Origin of the sequence: Cedecea sp. FDAARGOS_727, from assembly GCF_012273235.1 — a bacterium.
GTDB classification, from domain to species: domain Bacteria; phylum Pseudomonadota; class Gammaproteobacteria; order Enterobacterales; family Enterobacteriaceae; genus Cedecea; species Cedecea davisae.
The window spans coordinates 23372-41480 of sequence record NZ_CP050966.1 but is presented as its reverse complement, the minus strand read 5'-3'; the positions used below and the strand labels follow the sequence as shown (position 1 = coordinate 41480).

Genomic DNA, 18109 nt, shown 5'->3' with positions numbered 1-18109 from the left:
TACAAATCATTAACAAAAACCAGAAGCGCTCGAAGGAGAGGTGAATGGAAAGCAAAGTAGTCGTTCCGGCGGAAGGTAAAAAGATCACCCTGCAAAATGGCAAACTCAACGTTCCTCATAACCCGGTGATTCCTTTCATTGAAGGGGACGGGATTGGTGTGGACGTTACGCCAGCCATGATTAAAGTGGTGGATGCCGCCGTGGAGAAAGCCTATAAGGGCGAGCGGAAAATTTCCTGGATGGAAATCTACACCGGTGAAAAATCTACCCAGGTTTATGGCCAGGACGTCTGGCTGCCAGAAGAAACTCTTGACCTGATTCGTGACTACCGCGTTGCTATCAAAGGCCCACTGACCACCCCGGTCGGCGGCGGTATTCGTTCCCTGAACGTTGCGCTGCGTCAGCAGCTTGACCTGTACGTGTGTCTGCGCCCGGTGCGTTACTACGCGGGCACCCCAAGCCCGGTTAAACAGCCAGAGCTGACCGACATGGTTATCTTCCGTGAGAACTCCGAAGATATCTATGCGGGTATCGAGTGGAAAGCAGACAGCGCCGAAGCGGATAAAGTTATCAAGTTCCTGCGTGACGAAATGGGCGTAACGAAAATTCGTTTCCCTGAGCACTGCGGTATCGGCATCAAGCCTTGCTCCGAAGAAGGCACCAAACGCCTGGTTCGTGCGGCCATCGAATACGCAATCACCAACGACCGTGATTCCGTAACCCTGGTGCACAAAGGCAACATAATGAAGTTCACCGAAGGCGCGTTCAAAGACTGGGGCTACCAGCTGGCTCGCGAAGCGTTCGGCGGCGAGCTTATCGACGGCGGCCCTTGGGTGAAAATCAAGAACCCGAAAACCGGCAAAGAGATAGTGGTTAAAGACGTGATCGCCGATGCGTTCCTGCAGCAGATCCTGCTGCGTCCTGCTGAATACGACGTTATCGCCTGTATGAACCTGAACGGGGACTACATCTCTGACGCCCTGGCGGCGCAGGTTGGCGGCATCGGTATCGCACCGGGCGCAAACATCGGTGACGAATGCGCGCTGTTCGAAGCGACCCACGGCACCGCGCCTAAGTACGCAGGCCAGGACAAAGTAAACCCAGGCTCCATCATCCTGTCCGCAGAAATGATGCTGCGTCATATGGAATGGTTCGAAGCCGCTGACCTGATCGTTAAAGGTATGGAAGGCGCAATCGACGCGAAGACCGTAACTTATGACTTCGAGCGTCTGATGGATGGCGCTAAACTGCTGAAATGTTCAGAGTTTGGCGACGCTATCATTAAACACATGTAATCAGCCTCGCTGGTGATGTGACAACGGGAGCCTTAGGGTTCCCGTTTTTATTATTAGCTTTCGAACGGTTATCAAAATTTTATCAAAATAAGTTATCAAAACCCCATCGGTACAACCCATCATATAGCCAACGTAGTCCAATCCTTTCCTCGATCATCATGGTATTGGTCTGTCTGTTTCTGTGACTTGTGCCCAAGGAGTTTTTTGGTGTCTACTCCTTGTGCCTCGTAAAGCCTTTCCGACAAAGATCTTTGCTCATGAAAAGTTGCCGGCGTCCCTTCTCCCCAATCAATTTCTGCTCTGTCCCTTGCTTTGCTGAAGTTCATGGTGATCGTATTGGATTTCACCTGAGCACCTCGTTCAGCTTGGGACGTTGCCCGAAAAAAATGAACCATGTACGGGCTCACCGCATAATCTCGGCAGCGGGCCACCACATCGCGCAGGCACCAATCAATGGCGTTACATCGAAGAGACAAGGGAATAGCAATCTTGCTGCCTGTTTTTTCCTGGATCACATGAAGGTGATCATCCCAGATATCGCTAAATTTCATTTTGGAAATATCGCCAAGGCGCTGGCCAGTGACGACGGCCAATAGCATGGCATTACCCAAATAGCGGTGATTTACATCAGCGATTGCAAATATTTTCTTCCACTCTTCAAGGTTTAATCGCTGACGAGTAATTTTCCGGCGCGGCTGCTTTGTGGCGAGAGCTGGGTTGTAACCTGGCGGAACCTCCCCAGCGTGCTGAGCTTCTTTGAATACATCGATTAGAACAGAGCGTATGACCTGAGCCATACGGGCCTGGCCATCAGCAATATACTCGTCGAGTATTTGAGCTATGTCTCTTACGTCTACCATTGAGATAGTTTTCATACCCACACGCGCCCTAAGCAACGCGATAGGTTTGGCCTTTTGCTTATAGGTATTCGGCCTTATATCTCCGCTCTTAAGCCTTTCATCCTGAATACTACAGTAGCGATCCAGCCAGGTATTGGCGGTGATTGCTTTACCTTTGCTGGTGGCGATTCTGTCACTCACCGCCAATATTTGCCGCGTTCGTTGTTCTGCAATCCTTGCGTTTGCCTCGGTGGCAATTGCGATTGCCTCTTGTTCGTTATCGCCCAGCGCATGAAACTTACCCGTTACAGGGTGCTTATACCGCCAGTAGACTTTATTCATCTTGCGGCTGTAGAGAGGGTAAAGGTTCGGCACTTTTACCTGATTTTTACGCGGTCTGGCAGCCATCCGATAAAATCCTTTGTAGTAAGGGCGAGTCCGTCTTTCTAATTACGGGGTTTGCCAGTTCACCAACAATCTCTGCATCTTCCCTGACGCGCCACAGACGCCCCTGTTTGGTCGCCGGCGGAGAGAACATATTTTGTTTAGCGTAGCGGCGCAGCGTATTCATTGCGGGAGGGTTGCTCCGATATTTTTCCGCGGCCCATTCTTCGAGAGTAAGCATTTGAAGCATATGTGTACCTCTGAATCATGGCCCAGAGATGGGCCATGTTGTGAAAACGCAGAATCAGTTTTTAATCAGCTGCTGCCAGATGGCAGAAACGTACTTAACCTGATGGCGGGCATCTGCCAGGGCGTTATGCTGATCACCTTCGAAAGGAATTTCATAGCGCGGATTAATGCCAATCGCTTTGCCTAGTTCGACGATTGTTCTGACGTCCCTATCGTTCCGAAACTCACAGAGCGCAGGGATACCGGTACGTCTGTAAGAGCTGCGCAGCAGGACATTGTCGTATGTAGCGCCATTCCCCCATAGTTGAACGCAAGCAGGTCCATTTGCGGCGTTTTCGCAGATAAATTCGTTGAGCTGTAGCAGGGCATCATCCAGCGGTATGGCATCATCCACCAGAATTGCAGAGCGGGCTTCCGCGGACTGTTTCAGCCACCAAAGAATTGTATCTGCGTCCGGCTGGCCGCCGAACCCCATGGAAGAACCAAGGCTGATGACCTTGTAAAACTCACTTCCCATCCCGCCGGTTTCAGGATTGAAAAACACTGCGCCTATGGAAACGATCGGAGCATCAGGGTTGGAGCCAAAACATTCCAGGTCAACCATTAGATGAGTGAATAGCTGCGTTTCGGTGCTCTCATTACGATGAACGGAATCGTTATTCAGGGCATCTGTTTTCTGATTAACAGCAACATGGCTTTCAGTTGAGTGAATTGTTTTTTCGCCAGGCTGAATTTCAGAATCAGTTTTGGTTTCATGGTTGTTAGCTTCTTCCACCGGCACATTGTTTATATTCTCCGCAGCAGTATCCTTAGAAGGGGCATTAAACAGAGCTGTAGCATCGAAAACACCGGCTCCGACTTTTACCAGTTGGGCTGGTGGCTGGTTGCTTTCTGTATGCTGCTGATCAACATTCTCACCGCTTTCTCCCACTGCTGCGGGGGCCTTGAAATAGTGCTGAATAGCGTTCCAGCGCTCTTCGCTATTTGGGTTCCCGTCATCTGGCATGAATTTAATCTCAAGCAGATTTTTAACTACATAACTTGTAAGCGCCGGGATGGAATGAAGCACTTCCGTCGGAGCGTTACGGACCAGGGCAAAAATTGCGCCTCGGGAAAAATCCAGAATACCTGGTGATTTGCGAAGAACGGCACTCCATGTTTTCCATGGTTCTTCTTTATTGGTGATGATTTCCTTCGCCCGGCGAACGACGCCTGCGGGAAATTCGTAGATATTAAAATCCATGGGGAGGGTGGCCGCTGCGATTTCAATATCAAGAACATCCAGGGAAGGGGCCAGATCCGGGTTGCGGTCAGTTTTTATCTGTCCACCCGCATTGGTTCCGACATCAGTCCTGATCATGTTCTCCGGTTCGCTTTTAACGGAATGGACGGCAGCAGGCTGTGGTGCAGACTTTGCCTTCCATTTTTCAATGACGTCAGCCCGGTGGTTACCTCGGCCGGCTGAATTATCATTCAGGGCTTCGATCCACTCTTTTGAGAACGCCAGAACGTGAGACAATTCAGGAGTCTTTCCATCCAGTGGCCAGATAACCTTGATAGCCTCTAGGAGGGTATGGCGTATATGGTTGTGACACTGCTTTAGAGGTTCAACGGAGTTAACCGCCAGAATGACATTCTGGAGATAGTTATTGTCCATATCCATTTGGGCCTTGATTGCGGCCGCTCGCTCTTCTGGCGTTGCTGTAAACATGCCTCCGATCCAGAAATGAGCGAGTTCGACGCTGAGACCCATTTTGTAACTTTCAATAGCGTCGCTTAGCTCCTCCGCTTCTTCGTCGTCAACTGCAGCTGTTTGAATCAACTGCCAGGTTCTGCCGTCTTCCGCCAGCTCGTAACGCTTGCACCAATCGAAATCGACAGTGCCTTCCTTCGGAAGATCATCGAAAACAGGGAAATCAGTCCTGACTGGCTTGTTGTAATCGTGGCCGCGGCCGGTTTCTATACCGGCATCTTCCAGGGCCACATCAAGCATCAGGTTTGCGCGGGCTTCGGTTTTTGCTGTCTGCCAGTGGATGGCATCAGGCTTGCCTGATTTTTGAGTCGCTTTGATTAAATTAAAGAATTCCATATCGGGGCCTCTTTTTTGGATGTAAGATACCCGCAGCCAGTGATTGCCGCTTTTGGGTAGTGGTCATTGGTCAAAACTCGATTCCGGAAAGCTTTGGTCGGCTGACCGGGTACTTAACCCGCCTTGCGCGGGTTTTGTGCTTTATGGGGCTGCTGATTGACTCTTTGCCAGCTCAGACAGCAACACACCATCAAGTGCGGTCAGGACGGGTTTAAAGGTGCCGTTATTGGGGATCTTACTGACGGCCCGGATGACTTCTGAAACTGAAATATCACCAGCGCGGGGCGCATAACCGCCTCCTGGGCCTCGTTGAGAAACAACGAGCTTTCCGACGCGCAGCTTATTGAAAATCTGCTCGAGGTAAGAGGTGGAAAGATTCGCCTCTTTGCTAAGTGTGGTCAGGGCCACAAACGATCCGTTTGAGATGCGCTGTAATGCCGCCATTGCGTGAACAGATGCCATCACGCGCTTCATGCCAAATTCCATAATCATATTCCTCGGCCAGTGCAGGCCATTGGTCAAAACTCGATGTTTAACGCACTGCAGGCTGTTGGTCGGCAGCCGGGTTGCCCTTCTGGGCCAGGATGTAACAGAGTTTACGAAGCATCACTTCAAAAACATTCAGGCGAGTAGCCTGATGTGCTGCTGGTTTACGTGCGAAATCAATCATGCTTTTCCCCTTACCAAACCTCCGGCCAGCCTCTTATGACTGCGGCCACGCCAATCTCCGATGATTTATCGTCAGGATTTAATCTGCGATGCTGTCCATCTGCGATCCTGTCTGCGTCCTTCCAGTCCTCCGCCATAACGCGATAAGTGCGATAACCACCATCGCCGCTAATGACTACGGTGAATTGTTTCTTAGCCATGAATCCTCTCTCTTTGCCCTTATCGCCAGGCTGGCGGAACGGTACTGCCTGCTGCGCATTTCAATGTGTCATCTCATCCGGTGTTTCGTATGCCGCCGGCAGCTACTTCGTGGGCTTCCTGCCTGGATGACTGTGTATTTGATGGGATAATTATAGACACATCTTGTGTCTGGTAGTCAATACACGAAATGTGTTTGTTTTGGATAAAAGAAAACCAGCAGGAAGCTGGTTTTTTAGGAGACGGGGCTAGGAGGCTGGTTTAAAGCGGCCTTTAAGATACTTTTCAACGTACTCATCAATCTCTTTCAAACGAACCTCGAAGAGATCAATCATCTTATCTTGTTCTGACTCAGGCAGTTGCGAGAAAAGTTTTAGAATTTTCCTTTGTTTATCAGGTAGCTCTTGCCCGCGATTCTCCTCATCCCCAAATAAGATGTAACTTGGCGTTGTGTCTAAAACTCTTGCCAAAATAACCGCGTCATCAACCCCGATGTTTCTCACACCCAGTTCGTAATTACCGACACGTGAAGCAGTAGCCCAACCGCACAGCTTGGAAAGTTGCGCTTGGCTTAAGTTCTTGCTGTCGCGAAGAGTCTTTAGTCTCTCGCCGATGATTTCGGACATAGTTTTCATAATGAAATTTTACCACGCTTTGTGGCACATGTTTGATCACGTTTTGAGGTTGACTGTAGACACGTTTCGTGTCTAAATTGGTCTGTCAATAATTAGGGAGAACACCTGTGAATAACATTTCTTCGGAACGCCAAAAGTTAGGGATATCGCAAACACAGCTTGCGGAGGCTCTCGGCTGGGGGCGTTCCCGGCTATCAAATTATGAGGCAAGCCTGCGCGAGCCGGGCCTTTCTGAATGTAGAGCAATTGTCGATACGCTCAATTGCCTTGGAGCAAGTTGCACACTTGATACGGTTTTCCCTCTTGAAGCATCAACTCAAAGCGAGGACTGACATGCAATTCACAACCTACAAACATCCTAACCAACAACCCCGGTTTTCGTTGAAAACTCAAAATCAGAATGTTGGCCACCGCCGTGACGGTATTAAACATCGTGCTCTCCGTGACGCAGTGCATGAGTGGGAACTCACTTTGCCGGGCCAGGCACAGGAAAAGATTGCTCGGCTGGTGGCGGAACAATGGGAAAAACTGGGGGGAAGGGGGATAACGATCAACAAACAGAATCTTTTTCGTTATCTGAAAAATGAAGCTAACTCCGACAAATACACCGCTTACGTAATGCAGCTTGCCGTGGCGATCAGTGAATCCATGCCCCTGGAAATTGCCAGAAAGCACGGGCTGCGTTCTGGAATGACTGAGGCTGAGCTGGTGGCCCGAGCGATTAAAGAGTGCGGTGAGGCGCACCAGGCCAAATTGTTAGGCGCGCCGCTGCAGAAGCTAGAGAAAGAGATCAGAGAGGCAGCTATTGCGCTTTTTAACATGTTGCCCTCAGACGTAGCAGGACCGTTGCTTGCCAGCATAGGCGCAGTGACGCCGCAGTTTTTCTAATCGAGTTTTGACCAATGACCATTAAGCCCGGTTCTTTCGGGCATCAGGAGTAACCATGGCCGCGCTGCCTTACATGCAACTCTACATTGCTGATTACCTGGCGGACACCATGCATCTGTCAACAGAAGAGCACGGTGCATACCTGCTGCTCATGTTCAATTACTGGCAAACAGGGAGAGCGATACCGAAGAGCCGTCTGCCAAAAATTGCACGGCTGAGTAACGACCGTTGGATTTCCGTTGAAAGCTCGTTGAAGGAGTTTTTCAGCGATAACGGTAGTGAATGGAAACATGATCGTATTGAACGTGATCTCGAGGGGGTCCGCAATTCGCTCGAGCAGAAGTCTGCTGCAGGTCGTGCCTCCGCTATGGCGAGAAAAGCCAAAAAAGGAACGGAATCAGAACGGCAAAGCAACGACCGTTCAACGGGCGTTCATTCTCCGTTGGAACAGGAGGGTAACGGGAACCCAACTAATAAAGATCCAGATACAGATAAAGATATAAAACCTAAAAACAATATGCCCGACGCTGAAAGTGATCAGCGCCGTGCTCTCCCGGAAATTTCCCCTGAAGAAATTTTTATATCGCTGCCGTTAATCGGCGGTCTGTCGCATGCCGTAACGCTGAATTACCTCGAAAGCCGAAGGGAGCTTTACCCGGCGGTGGATGTACCTCAGGAGCTGCGGAACATGTGCGGCTGGCTCGAAAGTAACCCGAAGAAGCGCAAAACGCCGAACGGCATCAAGAAATTCATCACAACCTGGCTGCAGCGTTGCCAGGACAACCCCAAAAACAGGCAGGTGACCAATGGGCAAAACCCAGCTGGAAACGCGGAGTCCATCGCAGAACGGCAGTTACGCGAGGGCCGCGAGCAGTACATTCGGGAACGACAGCACCACGGTGGACACTCCGGCATGGCGGCTGTGGGACCTCATGACAAAAATCTACAGCAACCGCTGGATTGCGAAGAATGGCAATCGTCCATCGGATCTCTGGGAGCAGCAGATTGGAGCGATGAGCGCTGAAGAATTAACTCGTGTGTGTAACGTCTGCATCGAACGCTGTGCTGCTGGAAGCACATGGCCACCCGATTTTGCTGAGTTTGTTGCGCTGGTCGCAGATGCAAGTGGCGGTAGTTTTGGGCTGACGGTGGAAGACGTGAAGCATGAATATTGCAAATGGAAAAACGAGTCATGGCGGTACAGCACATCTGGGCAGTACCCGTGGAAGCATCCCGTGCTCTACCACATTTGCGTAGAAATGCGGCGTGAAGGAGTGGAGCGCCGGTTGACTCAGCCCGAAATGGACAAGCTTGCAGCAGCGAAGTTATCTCACTGGGAAAAGCGGGTGGGGGCTGGCTATTCGATACCGCCCATTCGGCGGCAACTGGCGGCCCCAGCAAGACCATCGGGACCAACTCCAGCGCAACAGATGATGGCGGAATATAAGCGTAAAAAAGCGGCTGGGCTGCTTTGAATAAATCGAGTTTTGACCAATGACCAAAGGATTAAACATGAACAGCGAAAACCATCAGAAAGTGATCAACTTTCTCAAGGAGAACAAAAGGGCCACTGCACGACAGCTGGCTAAGGTTCTGGAACGCGACAGCACCGGAGCATGGAACATCCTGATGCACCTTTTGCGTAAGGGAATCATCAAGCGCTGCGGTACCACCGAATTTCCCGAAATGAGACTTGCCCAGGGCTGGGAAAGCAAAGTATGCCGCCGGAAAACGGCGCCGCGCCACCAGCGGGCCAGGCAGGCAATGGCTGAGGTATGCAGGAAGAACTGGCAGGGCTATCGGGTTCACAAGATTTTCGGGAGTGCAGGCAAATGAGCAAAAAAATCGAAGCCCGGGAACAAAAGCTATTACGTCAAAAGAGAAAGTTATGTTTCTAGCTTCTATCTGTCTATATGTTTAACCCCGGAGTCACATTGGAACGTTCAGTAATTTTTTTCATTACAGGCATTAGAACGGGAGATTTTTTGTGTGTGTGCTATAATAAGGACACGGCCTAATGGTGTAGCCAATTTTGTAACTGAGCTTTCTATTTTCGGCCGTGAACATGAAATAAGGAGTGATATGATGAATATCTCCCAACTAAAAGCACTTCAGCAGTTTTATTGTGATGAGCTACAAAGGCACGCAACCTTTCATACTCCAAGCAATTTTCAGCTTAGCTTACAAGATTTTTTGTTTGCACAACACCAACGTGTCACTGATTTGTTGGATAAATTACTCTAATAAGCAGGGCAGGTAGTGTATATAAGGCTGCTTAGGTGGCCTTTTTAATTTCAGCGCCGCTTTTAGTATTTAGGTTTCTATGTTCAGTTATCCCACCATATCCTCAGGTTGTGTACATAGATCAGTAATGATTGCCATGCGTTAATAACTTCTATAATAAAGTTTGTTTTTTAATAAAACAAAAGCAGAACTAGTTAGTATTAACTTATCCTGCTTAGGAATTAAGGGAAGTAATTAACTTCAAATATCTCTCTTGATCTCAAACTCTTTATATAAAGCCTGAGTCTTTCTTTCCCTCTCTGCAATTAATGGGATGTAAACGCAGTGATAATATTCAGAGGTTATTTCTTTTAATTTCTCGGCAACACTTAAGAGTAAGTTGTTTTCAATCATGAAGCTAGAAAGAGTAATTGTATATCTTGTTTTGTAAGCTTCATTTGTGTGTTTATTAACAACATGAGCATAGTCATATTTTTCAAGTTCAGAAATATGAAAATCTTCATTGGCGGCCTCAAATATCGTTATATCTAGGGTGTCATCATTAATACGTTGCCCTCCTCTCATAAGAGGCAATATATCAAGACCAATCTCTGAAGATATGACGTCCATCATTTCCCAAGATACTTGATCGTTTTCATCTTTCACACCATACAGGTTTAATTTTTGTATTTTTTTAATTATAAAATCACAAACATCATCTAGATCAAGATCTACAATGTCAGCCAGCCCTAGCTTTTCGAAATACTCTATAGAAATATTTTTTTGAAAGGCATCTTTATCTATGTAATGTAGAAAATTCAAAACGTTATCGAATTTATCATTTGATGATAAGTTTTCTGTAATCGAATCGTAAAATTGTTTATTTATTTCTTTGGGGAGATTACTTATTGTATAAGCGGCATGGTACTCTTGTACTGATTTATGGAGGAATACATATCTGTCTAAACCATCTTGTTGAATTAAACAGGTAATGTTGATTATATCATCTACAAAATTTTCGCATTCTTTTATGTCGAAGCTAGCGGCATTTAGGGCTTTTTTTGCATATTTTGTAAGCGATATTGTGTCGAATTCAAAAATTTCATCTTTCATCGAAAAATAGCATAAGGCAGAGAAGCACCATAAGGAATCATCGGTATTAAGTGTTGACTTTCGTTCACGAGCCCAAGATTTCATCCTATCATGTTTAAGGTACAACGTGACATATAACTTGTTATAAAACTCAACAACGTTACTTGGGAGTTCATCCCAGTATGGGTAGCATACATATAAAAGATTTATCAAGATCGGTGTTTTGAGAGTTTCTTTTAGCTGAGGGTTGTCTCTAATTATACTAGATAATTCTTTGAATTCGTTTTGATTTGATAATACTTTTAATATGCCAAGTTGGCTTTCCTCGTCTAACCCTTTAACTAGCAAGTTATTAATAGATGTCTCTCTGCATACTTCAGTTTCTGGGCGACTTGTAACAATTGCTGGGCAATTATACCGTATGTTTAATTCTGTTATTTGAGAAAGTATTTCAAGTCTTGCATGAGATTTCACCTCATCGAAACCGTCAAGCATTAGAATAATTTTCCCGGATTGTAGAAGTAGTTCGACATGGTTATTCGATCGATTTATATCAACACCCATGGACTCAAGGGTTGATTTAAAATAATCTAATATCGTTCCATTTTCAATTCTTCTTAACTCTAAAAAAAAAGGGATTCTATTATTGAGTCTAATTTCGTTTTGAAATAATTTTCTTAGGATAGTGCTTTTACCTTGACCTGCAATGCCAATGATATTTAAGATTCGCGAGTGAGATAAGATACATTCGTCATTAACTATGAACTCATCGCTATTTGCTGCATTTATTACTGTTAAAGGGAAGTATATTTCATTAAGTAAAATATCATGTTCTCGCTGGTGGAGCGTTCTCATGCGTAGCGCATTGGATACATGTTTCTCAATGTATTTAGTTCTGATCTCAGGTTGATTTAATTGCTCAACTATTCCCATGGACTCCTCGGTACCTTTAAGCCATCTAGAAGAAAGCAATTTCTCTGTCATGACTTTTACCGCTTCGCCAGTGCCATTGATTAGTATTTGAGTAAGTAATGGATCCATGTGTGTTTTCTCATAAGAAGGAATCTTGTAACCATATCTCATATAAGGGAAAATTTAAATCATATTAACGAAAAGGGTCAAGCAAAGCTGGATTAAGGTTAGCTGATAGACGTTATCTGCCGGGTAGCTAAGAACGAAGTTGCGATGCTCAAAAGCACGTGAACCAACACCACTTTGTCGTTAGCATGTTTATTAGTAGCATAGTCTCTTATCCCTTAATGACGTACTTTAACTCTCGTGCTTGGCTTAAACCAGATCTCGTGAACATTATCGAACTGTGGTTCGAGTATCTGAATGTTTTTGCGTATTCGGAAAAATACTGACAGAAAGAGCTGTCTGGAGATAGCGGGTCAAGATCAGTAATCATGTCACTGTTTATTGTGAGTAGCATTGAATATTTTACCTATGGCTTACCCTAATCATGCTTCCGCAACTGGGCTCATTGGGTGAGAAGCATGAGAAGACTAAGCCGGTGGCGCACCGCGGTTATGCGGTAGGTGTCGTCATATGCTGAGCTATTGTTAGGGAAATCCTCTCCAGTTATGTGCAGGTGAGCATAAGTGTGTGAGTAAATCTTAACCTACTGAAAAACAATAAATCTAACCTAAGGATCTTCGGAGCCTTTTTCATTGCAATCCTAAATAAACAGGTTAATAATACCTGTACATTCATACAGTACTTTATTTAGGGAGGAATTTTTGAGCGATGCAATTATCCTCCGTAATACCCAGAATGACTGACCGCAGACCATGAAGCTAGGCAAGGTCTGATGTAAAAAATACGTCGTTTGGGGACTGCCAGAGGGGAACGAAGTGATAAAAATTAATGAAGAGTTGCCGGACACAGGCTACGCGCTTATTCGTTGCGAGGATTATGCCGTGGTCGCTAGATTTAGTTCATTCCCGGATGGCGGCAGAGCATTGTTATACAGGCGTGGTGATGAGGTATCGTTCGTTCCCCTTCAGCCTAACGAGATAATTGGCACACCGACACTTTTTACAGAGATGCTTGAGAAAGCGGGCTACCGAATCACAAGTTGCTTTGATACACTTCACTCGTAGGACTGAACACCCTGCACCTGCTGCGCCACGGAGACTACCATGGCGCATAACACATCAAAGAAACCTGAAACAAATCAACCCGACAGCCATAATGGCTCAGCCGGGCATTTTACACGTCCAGCAACAACCCACACCCTGACGCCTCGTCAACAAGAAGTATTCGATCTTCTGGTTTTTTTCATACAGAAAAATGGCTATCCACCTTCCACAACCGAGCTTGCTGGCTTACTCGGCGTCAGCTCACCAAACGCTGCAGCGGAACACCTCAAAGCCCTCGAGCGAAAAGGCATTATCACTATCACCCGGGGCGTTTCCCGCGGCATAGCGATTGCCGGAGATAAGGAACCGCTTCTTGCTGTGCAACTCTTGCAGGAAATGATTGATGATCAGCCCGGCGCACGTGAGAGGGCAGCCGCGTTCCTGAAACTTCATGGAGCGCAGCTATGAAAAAGGGCTGGTTCCAGCATGACAACCTGACCGCAGCGCAAGCCGAAGAGTTAGTGACGCGATACAAGGCCAATGGAGTCGTTACGGAAAAGAGCCTTGCTCCGGATTACACCAGTTGGATTGTCAGCGCGCTCCTTCCTGAAGGTAAAACACCGCCGCGAATCGACCGGACCTACCAACAGCCGTGCTGGAGGCAGTGATGAAAGCCTACAGCATAACCCCTATGGGCAAACCGAGAATGACACGCGCTGATAAGTGGAAGAAACGGCCTGAGGTTTTACGGTACCGGGCGTTTTGCGATGAAGTGCGCCTGAACCGAATAGAGCTGCCTGAGTGTGGTTACCACGTTATTTTCGTTCTTCCAATGCCGCCGAGCTGGAGCAAAAAGAAACAGGCGGAGTATGACGGCAAGCCACACCAGTCGCGACCAGACAAAGACAATCTTGAGAAAGCGTTACTTGATGCCTTGTTTGGCGAGGATAGCCATATCTGGGATGGGCGCGTGTCAAAAATATGGGGAATAACCGGCAAAATCATTATCCGGGAGGCCGAACCATGCGCGCTATTCTGACCGTGGAGATTGCACATAATATGGGCGTGGTCTTGCTCAAGCCGGGCCGGGAACTGATGCAGCTTTTTGGTTATGGCAGGGTGCTTATCGAAATGCCCCCAAAGGCGATGGCACACCTTCCCTCGGGAAAGATACCGGATGCGCGGCAGCCATTGATTGAAGATACAGCCCTCGATACCTTTTTTTCTGATGAGCGAGTGATTCAGGCTGCTGGTGGCATGACTTCGCTCGAGTCATGGCTATTTCGCAGCGTCCATCATTGCCAGTGGCCACACACGGATTATCACCATAATGAAAAGGTAACAATGCGGCATAGCCCCGGCGCCATGCTTCTTTGCTGGTCGTGTGATAACAAACTACGGGATCAGAGTACAGAGCAACTGGAAGCAATAGCGTTGCAGAACGTGAAAGCCTGGGTGATCGATGCGGTTCTTTCAAAGCTCGGATTCAATAGTGACAGAGAGCTTTCACTGGCGGAGCTTTGCTGGTGGGCTGTTTATATGGGCGTTTCCGAAGCGATAGGGGAGACCATGGCCCGGCGCGCGCTCAACTTCAAGCCTGACCCCATCCTCTCTGTTTATCGTGAAACCGATCTTGAACCATCTGTACAGGCCACCAGCGAACTGGCGAAGAGAACTGCATATTTCCAGCAACAGAAGGAGCAGGAGCAAGTCAGAGGAAAGCCCGTGGTGGCGCTGGTGGTAGATCCTGAGTCTCCCCAAACGTTTTTTTCCAGACCAAAACGAATTCGCTGGGAAGATCCAGGTTATCTGCAATGGGTTAAGGCCCAACCGTGCCAGGGCTGTGGCTCTTCTGCGGATGATCCCCATCACCTCATCGGGCATGGACAGGGAGGGATGGGTACAAAATCGCACGACAGTTTTGCTATTCCGCTGTGTCGGAAATGCCATGACGAACTTCACCGAGACCAAAGGGAATTCGAGCGTAAGCACGGTTCTCAGTTGGTCATGCTCAAAAACACTTTGGACCGAGCCTTTGCACTCGGCGTCCTGGCGTAACCTGGAGAGAACGCATGAATCTTGAATCTATCCCTAAATTTTTTGCACCTAAAGGCATGCATATTTCCGACTCTGGCAGAGCTACGGCAAGCGAGCAACTTACAGTAACGGATGTAATGGCCGCGCTGGGAATGACCCAGGCAGAGGCCGGTATTGGTCTTGCGATGTATCTTGGAAAAGCTGGCATCAGTAGCCAGGATAGGGGGGCGGCAATAGGCTGGTTAGCCGCTTATGCCAAAGAAAAAGCCCCGCTGTCGGTAAGAAAAGCCGCTGGGAAAAAATTCCTCCTTTGCATGCAGGTTATAGCTAAGTACGCCTACAGCGATTATGCGTCCTCGGCTGCTGACTACAGTGACTGCCCTGGATGTAAAGGAAGGGGGGTTATTGCAAAAAAAAATGTCGTGATGAAAAGTCATTACACAATGCGACTTCCTCAGTGGGCTAAAGATTTGCGTCAGTCACCATCAGATTTCGAGGTTTCACGAGCTGTAACCGAAGTCGATCAATGCCTCTGTGAAAAGTGCAGAGGTACGGGAAAAATAAGTAAGCGTTGCAGGTGTGGTGGTACGGGCCAAACGCTGGATAAAAAAGCCACTGAGTTTCAGGGCACGCCAGTCTACAAGCAGTGTAATCGCTGCGAAGGTCGGGGTTATAGCCGGCCAAAATCCTCAGTCGCTTATCGCGGTATATTTTCCATGCTCCCCAGCCTGCCAGATCGAACGTGGCGCTATAGCTGGAAACCATTCTATGAAAGCTTGGTGACGAAATGTTTTGAAGAGGAAAGCTATACCGACAACCAATTAAAAAAAGTAACGAGAATGCAAAGTTAGCTATAAATCACGTTTATAACAGCATAATGCTTGCAAAGTTTGCCGTTTTTGGCTAGATTTCATATTAACGATGGGCTTTGTATATCCAACGTTACTAAACCCGCTCCGGCGGGTTTTTTATTTTGAAGCGCCACAACGCCGAAATTGTTTCGTATAGGCGGAAAATCAACCTTTCAGGCCGTATATCTAACTTTCAGCTTGCTGTGATATCGAACCAGAGTTATCTGTGTGTCATGCCAAACATTGAGGTAAAAGACATGCTAAATCAGCAGGATATGACAGAAACGGCAAAGGCTGTTTTTAATGCGTTAAGCCAGAACCCGGCGACCGTTGGGGAAATTGCACAGAGTACGCGCCTGACGCACGAACGCTGCCAGTTAATACTGACGCAGCTTGTGATGGCGGGTTTATCAGATTATCAGTTCGGATGTTATAAACGCCTCCAATAATGGAGGCCCTGCTGTGGAAATGGGCGGCTGGTGGGTGTTGACGCACCCGGCCAGCCATTCGCTCATGTAAGAAGGTCACAAGCGAACCAGGGCCCACCGCTTTAGCGCTAAAGCAAAGTGAGCCTACCAGAGAGCCGCTTACTGATCTATGAAAAATACTGTAAAAATAAACAGTGTTGAGTTATTCAACGCCGATTGCCTGCACGTCCTTTCCCAAACGCCTGATAATTCCATCGACCTTATATGTACTGATCCCCCTTATTTCCGGGTAAAGCCTGAGGGGTGGGATAACCAGTGGCGGGGCGATGCCGATTATCTGGCCTGGCTGGATAAATGCCTGGCCGAGTTCTGGCGGGTGTTGAAGCCAAACGGCAGCATTTACCTTTTTAGTGGTCACCGCCTGGCGGCAGATATTGAGCTGCTGATGCGCAACCGCTTCAACATCCTGAATCATATCATATGGGCGAAACCGTCCGGTCGCTGGAATGGATGCAACAAAGAAAGCCTGCGGGCTTACTTCCCGGCGACCGAGCGCATTCTCTTCGCAGAGCATTACCCTGGGCCGTATAAACCCGACGGTTACGCGAAAGAATGTGACAGCGCCAAGCAGCACATTATGACGCCGCTGATTGATTATTTCCGTAATGCGCGTTCGTCGCTGGGCGTTACGTCGAAGCAGATAGCAGACGCCACGGGAAAGAAAAACATGGTTTCGCACTGGTTCGGTGCCAGCCAGTGGCAACTACCAAACGAGGCCGATTACCTGAAATTGCAGGAACTGTTTACGCAGCTTGCAATTGAGAAGCATCAGCGCCTCGAGCTGGACAAGCCTCACCATCAGTTGGTGGCCACATGGCAATCGCTGAACCGAAAATATTCAGAGCTTCTGGAAGAATTCAAGACGCTACGCCGCCCGTTTGCTGTTACATCTGCCGTTCCTTACACAGACGTTTGGACACATAAGCCCGTCCAGTTTTATCCGGGTAAGCACCCATGTGAGAAGCCAGCCGACATGCTGAAGCAAATTATCAGCGCCAGCAGCAGGCCGGGTGACGTGGTAGCCGATTTCTTTATGGGCTCCGGATCCACAATCAAAGCGGCAATCGAATTAGGGCGTCGGGGAATCGGTGTTGAGCTTGAAGAGGAACGCTTCAACCAGACTGTTGAGGAGGTAAAACGTTGGTCGCCATAGGGCGGCCTTTTTTGCTACCTCTCATTGGTAATATTCAGAAATATCATCATAGTTTACATGGGTAAATGATCGCCTTAAGCTTCGTGGCTAGGTTCTTTAGCTCAGCGGTTGGAGCTCATGACTCATAATCGCCGGTTGTTGTTTCAAAACCTACAAGGACCACTAACCGCCACTAGCTCACAGGGAAGAGCGACAACCTCGATGTTGTAGTTCGGGGTTCGAGTCCCCGGTGGCGGACCAAATATATCCTGCTATACTCATTAATGTGTTTGAGGTAGCAGTAAGAGCAAGTGTAGACCTGCTGAAAGCATTCCTACTGACGCTATAGTCCGGGCGCGAAGGACTGAAAAGCTACGCAGCCAGCGCGAAGCCTGGCTCGCAGTTTGCGTCCATTGTATAATGGCTATTACCTCAGCCTTCCAAGCTGATGATGTGGGTTCGATTCCCACCGGTCGCTCCAACAAAGCTTTTCAGTCTGCGATGAAGGGATTTCCCGGAGCGACTGGAAAGCGCCTTACATTTATCTTTTATTTACATCTTATTGCCTAGAATTTGCGCATTACGGTTTGAAAGAGTTTGAACATGACCAATTGGCTTACTGTGGTTTTAGTGTGTTTTTGCCTTGCCGGTGCTGCGGGGCTATATTTCGCTGCATTTCATAGCGTGAAATGCCAGAAGAGTATGGAATTTAACGCCTACGAGTTTTACGTAAGATGAGTGTTAATGCGGAATTTATTGATCATGATTTTACTCATAGCATCATTCCTTTGTGGGCTTGCAATTTACTATGATGTGATTCTCTCTTTTGAAAAAGACGCCCCTTTTATTGTTAATTAGTTAATCACTGTAATTCGCTTAGATGCATCCGCATGAGCACTGGATTTTAAATTGATATTACACTTATCAGCCTTTTCGAGCGCAAATTCCAGTGCTCAGCC

At 47.7% G+C, this 18109-nt stretch carries 22 protein-coding genes and 2 tRNA genes; 16 read left to right on the top strand and 8 right to left on the bottom strand.

Features of this window, described 5'->3' with window-relative positions:
* The first annotated feature begins 44 nt into the window (after positions 1–44).
* A complete protein-coding gene (gene icd, locus FOC35_RS00270; RefSeq protein WP_172567799.1) occupies positions 45–1295 on the top strand; it encodes an NADP-dependent isocitrate dehydrogenase in 1251 nt (416 codons plus the stop codon).
* A gap of 119 nt (positions 1296–1414) precedes the next feature.
* On the opposite strand, the gene FOC35_RS00265 is transcribed toward icd, so the two are convergent.
* The 7 genes from FOC35_RS00265 to FOC35_RS00235 all read right to left on the bottom strand — a co-directional run bounded on the left by FOC35_RS00265 (position 1415) and on the right by FOC35_RS00235 (position 6358).
* On the bottom strand, positions 1415–2542 hold the full coding sequence (locus tag FOC35_RS00265; RefSeq protein WP_172567798.1) for a site-specific integrase: 1128 nt from the start codon (positions 2540–2542) through the stop codon (positions 1415–1417).
* Positions 2523–2768: an excisionase gene (locus FOC35_RS00260; protein ID WP_172567797.1), complete on the bottom strand. Its 246-nt coding sequence runs from the start codon at positions 2766–2768 to the stop codon at positions 2523–2525. The genes FOC35_RS00265 and FOC35_RS00260 overlap by 20 nt, the downstream gene beginning before the upstream one ends.
* A gap of 54 nt (positions 2769–2822) precedes the next feature.
* The gene (locus tag FOC35_RS00255; protein ID WP_172567796.1) at positions 2823–4856 is read right to left on the bottom strand and encodes an exonuclease; all 2034 of its coding nucleotides are present in this window, start codon (positions 4854–4856) and stop codon (positions 2823–2825) included.
* 141 nt (positions 4857–4997) lie between these two features.
* Positions 4998–5342: an Rrf2 family transcriptional regulator gene (locus FOC35_RS00250; RefSeq protein WP_172567795.1), complete on the bottom strand. Its 345-nt coding sequence runs from the start codon at positions 5340–5342 to the stop codon at positions 4998–5000.
* A gap of 46 nt (positions 5343–5388) precedes the next feature.
* Positions 5389–5526, bottom strand: coding sequence for a hypothetical protein (locus FOC35_RS00245; RefSeq protein WP_164716872.1), 138 nt, complete (start codon positions 5524–5526; stop codon positions 5389–5391).
* Between the two features lie 10 nt (positions 5527–5536).
* The gene (locus FOC35_RS00240; RefSeq protein WP_126356899.1) at positions 5537–5725 is read right to left on the bottom strand and encodes a hypothetical protein; all 189 of its coding nucleotides are present in this window, start codon (positions 5723–5725) and stop codon (positions 5537–5539) included.
* 246 nt (positions 5726–5971) lie between these two features.
* Entirely contained in the window at positions 5972–6358 is a 387-nt protein-coding gene (locus FOC35_RS00235; protein WP_166993839.1) for a helix-turn-helix domain-containing protein, read from the bottom strand.
* Positions 6359–6465: 107 nt separating this feature from the next.
* Here FOC35_RS00235 and FOC35_RS00230 point away from each other — a divergent pair, with 107 nt between their 5' ends.
* The 6 genes from FOC35_RS00230 (at position 6466) to FOC35_RS00205 (ending at position 9490) form a co-directional block, all read left to right on the top strand.
* Positions 6466–6690, top strand: a complete 225-nt coding sequence (locus tag FOC35_RS00230) for a helix-turn-helix transcriptional regulator (protein WP_172567794.1) — start codon at positions 6466–6468, stop codon at positions 6688–6690.
* Between the two features lies 1 nt (position 6691).
* Positions 6692–7246 carry a toxin YdaT family protein gene (locus FOC35_RS00225; RefSeq protein ID WP_172567793.1) on the top strand — a complete coding sequence of 185 codons (555 nt, stop codon included), beginning with the start codon at positions 6692–6694 and terminating at the stop codon, positions 7244–7246.
* A gap of 55 nt (positions 7247–7301) precedes the next feature.
* Positions 7302–8270: a DUF1376 domain-containing protein gene (locus tag FOC35_RS00220; RefSeq protein ID WP_172567792.1), complete on the top strand. Its 969-nt coding sequence runs from the start codon at positions 7302–7304 to the stop codon at positions 8268–8270.
* A complete protein-coding gene (locus FOC35_RS00215; protein ID WP_254065340.1) occupies positions 8260–8721 on the top strand; it encodes a replication protein P in 462 nt (153 codons plus the stop codon). The genes FOC35_RS00220 and FOC35_RS00215 overlap by 11 nt, the downstream gene beginning before the upstream one ends.
* A gap of 37 nt (positions 8722–8758) precedes the next feature.
* Positions 8759–9082, top strand: coding sequence for a winged helix-turn-helix transcriptional regulator (locus tag FOC35_RS00210; RefSeq protein ID WP_172567790.1), 324 nt, complete (start codon positions 8759–8761; stop codon positions 9080–9082).
* 246 nt (positions 9083–9328) lie between these two features.
* A complete protein-coding gene (locus FOC35_RS00205; protein ID WP_172567789.1) occupies positions 9329–9490 on the top strand; it encodes a hypothetical protein in 162 nt (53 codons plus the stop codon).
* Between the two features lie 240 nt (positions 9491–9730).
* Here FOC35_RS00205 and FOC35_RS00200 read toward each other — a convergent pair whose 3' ends face one another.
* Positions 9731–11602 carry an NACHT domain-containing NTPase gene (locus tag FOC35_RS00200; RefSeq protein WP_172567788.1) on the bottom strand — a complete coding sequence of 624 codons (1872 nt, stop codon included), beginning with the start codon at positions 11600–11602 and terminating at the stop codon, positions 9731–9733.
* A gap of 1100 nt (positions 11603–12702) precedes the next feature.
* Here FOC35_RS00200 and FOC35_RS00195 point away from each other — a divergent pair.
* From FOC35_RS00195 to FOC35_RS00155, 9 genes are all read left to right on the top strand, one after another.
* Complete coding sequence (locus FOC35_RS00195; RefSeq protein WP_172567787.1) at positions 12703–13110, top strand: DNA-binding protein; 408 nt, start codon at positions 12703–12705, stop codon at positions 13108–13110.
* A complete protein-coding gene (locus FOC35_RS00190; RefSeq protein ID WP_172567786.1) occupies positions 13107–13310 on the top strand; it encodes a hypothetical protein in 204 nt (67 codons plus the stop codon). Before FOC35_RS00195 ends, FOC35_RS00190 begins: the two co-directional genes overlap by 4 nt.
* Entirely contained in the window at positions 13310–13681 is a 372-nt protein-coding gene (locus tag FOC35_RS00185; RefSeq protein WP_172567785.1) for a RusA family crossover junction endodeoxyribonuclease, read from the top strand. Before FOC35_RS00190 ends, FOC35_RS00185 begins: the two co-directional genes overlap by 1 nt.
* Complete coding sequence (locus FOC35_RS00180; RefSeq protein WP_172567784.1) at positions 13666–14700, top strand: DUF968 domain-containing protein; 1035 nt, start codon at positions 13666–13668, stop codon at positions 14698–14700. Before FOC35_RS00185 ends, FOC35_RS00180 begins: the two co-directional genes overlap by 16 nt.
* A 14-nt stretch (positions 14701–14714) precedes the next feature.
* Entirely contained in the window at positions 14715–15530 is an 816-nt protein-coding gene (locus FOC35_RS00175) for an antitermination protein (RefSeq protein ID WP_172567783.1), read from the top strand.
* A gap of 257 nt (positions 15531–15787) precedes the next feature.
* Positions 15788–15979 carry a TrmB family transcriptional regulator gene (locus FOC35_RS00170; protein ID WP_172567782.1) on the top strand — a complete coding sequence of 64 codons (192 nt, stop codon included), beginning with the start codon at positions 15788–15790 and terminating at the stop codon, positions 15977–15979.
* Between the two features lie 148 nt (positions 15980–16127).
* Positions 16128–17171, top strand: coding sequence for a site-specific DNA-methyltransferase (locus FOC35_RS00165; RefSeq protein WP_172567781.1), 1044 nt, complete (start codon positions 16128–16130; stop codon positions 17169–17171).
* Between the two features lie 166 nt (positions 17172–17337).
* A tRNA-OTHER gene (locus FOC35_RS00160) sits at positions 17338–17411 on the top strand.
* Between the two features lie 145 nt (positions 17412–17556).
* Positions 17557–17631: transfer RNA gene (locus FOC35_RS00155), tRNA-Gly, on the top strand.
* Positions 17632–18109 lie beyond the last annotated feature (478 nt).

Bases quoted from the DNA above. Each gene is read 5' to 3' on its own strand.
- icd (WP_172567799.1), top strand. From the start codon at position 45: ATGGAAAGCAAAGTAGTCGTTCCGGCGGAAGGTAAAAAGATCACCCTG.
- FOC35_RS00265 (WP_172567798.1), bottom strand. From the start codon at position 2,542: ATGGCTGCCAGACCGCGTAAAAATCAGGTAAAAGTGCCGAACCTTTAC.
- FOC35_RS00260 (WP_172567797.1), bottom strand. From the start codon at position 2,768: ATGCTTCAAATGCTTACTCTCGAAGAATGGGCCGCGGAAAAATATCGG.
- FOC35_RS00255 (WP_172567796.1), bottom strand. From the start codon at position 4,856: ATGGAATTCTTTAATTTAATCAAAGCGACTCAAAAATCAGGCAAGCCT.
- FOC35_RS00250 (WP_172567795.1), bottom strand. From the start codon at position 5,342: ATGGAATTTGGCATGAAGCGCGTGATGGCATCTGTTCACGCAATGGCG.
- FOC35_RS00245 (WP_164716872.1), bottom strand. From the start codon at position 5,526: ATGATTGATTTCGCACGTAAACCAGCAGCACATCAGGCTACTCGCCTG.
- FOC35_RS00240 (WP_126356899.1), bottom strand. From the start codon at position 5,725: ATGGCTAAGAAACAATTCACCGTAGTCATTAGCGGCGATGGTGGTTAT.
- FOC35_RS00235 (WP_166993839.1), bottom strand. From the start codon at position 6,358: ATGAAAACTATGTCCGAAATCATCGGCGAGAGACTAAAGACTCTTCGC.
- FOC35_RS00225 (WP_172567793.1), top strand. From the start codon at position 6,692: ATGCAATTCACAACCTACAAACATCCTAACCAACAACCCCGGTTTTCG.
- FOC35_RS00220 (WP_172567792.1), top strand. From the start codon at position 7,302: ATGGCCGCGCTGCCTTACATGCAACTCTACATTGCTGATTACCTGGCG.
- FOC35_RS00215 (WP_254065340.1), top strand. From the start codon at position 8,260: ATGAGCGCTGAAGAATTAACTCGTGTGTGTAACGTCTGCATCGAACGC.
- FOC35_RS00210 (WP_172567790.1), top strand. From the start codon at position 8,759: ATGAACAGCGAAAACCATCAGAAAGTGATCAACTTTCTCAAGGAGAAC.
- FOC35_RS00205 (WP_172567789.1), top strand. From the start codon at position 9,329: ATGATGAATATCTCCCAACTAAAAGCACTTCAGCAGTTTTATTGTGAT.
- FOC35_RS00200 (WP_172567788.1), bottom strand. From the start codon at position 11,602: ATGGATCCATTACTTACTCAAATACTAATCAATGGCACTGGCGAAGCG.
- FOC35_RS00195 (WP_172567787.1), top strand. From the start codon at position 12,703: ATGGCGCATAACACATCAAAGAAACCTGAAACAAATCAACCCGACAGC.
- FOC35_RS00190 (WP_172567786.1), top strand. From the start codon at position 13,107: ATGAAAAAGGGCTGGTTCCAGCATGACAACCTGACCGCAGCGCAAGCC.
- FOC35_RS00185 (WP_172567785.1), top strand. From the start codon at position 13,310: ATGAAAGCCTACAGCATAACCCCTATGGGCAAACCGAGAATGACACGC.
- FOC35_RS00180 (WP_172567784.1), top strand. From the start codon at position 13,666: ATGCGCGCTATTCTGACCGTGGAGATTGCACATAATATGGGCGTGGTC.
- FOC35_RS00175 (WP_172567783.1), top strand. From the start codon at position 14,715: ATGAATCTTGAATCTATCCCTAAATTTTTTGCACCTAAAGGCATGCAT.
- FOC35_RS00170 (WP_172567782.1), top strand. From the start codon at position 15,788: ATGCTAAATCAGCAGGATATGACAGAAACGGCAAAGGCTGTTTTTAAT.
- FOC35_RS00165 (WP_172567781.1), top strand. From the start codon at position 16,128: ATGAAAAATACTGTAAAAATAAACAGTGTTGAGTTATTCAACGCCGAT.